This window comes from Frankia sp. CcWB2 (assembly GCF_977927585.1).
The window spans coordinates 1-828 of record NZ_CDWRCM010000145.1; the positions used below are offsets into that span (position 1 = coordinate 1).

The 828-nt window shown below is 69.9% G+C and carries 1 protein-coding gene; it reads right to left on the reverse strand.

Annotation, left to right across the window (positions count from 1 at the left end; all coding sequences use genetic code 11):
• Positions 1–156: 156 nt before the first annotated feature.
• Positions 157–546 carry a metallopeptidase family protein gene (locus ACY45C_RS15130; protein WP_462188245.1) on the reverse strand — a complete coding sequence of 130 codons (390 nt, stop codon included), beginning with the start codon at positions 544–546 and terminating at the stop codon, positions 157–159.
• Positions 547–828: the final 282 nt, after the last annotated feature.

Genomic DNA, 828 nt, shown 5'->3' on the forward strand with positions numbered 1-828 from the left:
GCGCCTGACCGTGCAGTGGCAGGATCCGGGCGCCGGAGGCCGTCGCCCGAGCGGCCTCGTTCCTGGTGGTCACGGTGTTCCTGGTGGTCACGGTCTCCCTCGCGTGGTGGGTGTCCTGCGGCCGGCCAGCCACCGCGGCTCGGCTGTTCCTCGCTGTTACTCGTCGCCCCAGCCGTGGCCCTCCGGGTCGATCACGGCGGGGTCGACCCCCATCATCTCAGCCATCTCGTGGATGATCGCATCGAGGACGAGCTCGGCCAGGTCCTCGCTGTCGACGGCCCGCGCCTCGATCGGGCGGCGGTAGACGACGATGCGCCGCGGGGTGCCCGACCGACCCCTGCCGCTGGCCGGCTGGTAACGAGCGAGCGGGATCTCGTCATCGGTCACCGCCACCGGCGGTACGTCCTCGACGGCGAACTCGACGTCCGCGAGTTCGGTGGACCACCGGTGGTCGAGATGCTCGACGGCGTCCAGGACGAGATCGTCGAAGCGGTCGCCGCGGGTGGCGTAGGCGGGCACGTCCGGCGGAAGAAGAGTGCCCCGGATTCCACGGCCGCGCCGGTCGCGCCGCCGCCGTGGCGGGATCGGCCGGGCGACTGCCGGGAACCGCTCGGGCTCGCTCACCCTGTCAGCGTAGCGTTCAAGGATGGACGGTCGTCCGTCGATCGCGGTGAACTCCGCGCCGCTTCCGGCATCGCTCGGAGTGGTGCGCCGATCCGTGGGCGCGGTAACGACGGTTTCCGGTCACATCCCTGCGTTTCATCCCCTATCGCTACCAGCTCGAGGACGGTCCATGATCTCAAAATCGCTCTGGATACGTGCTGAAAG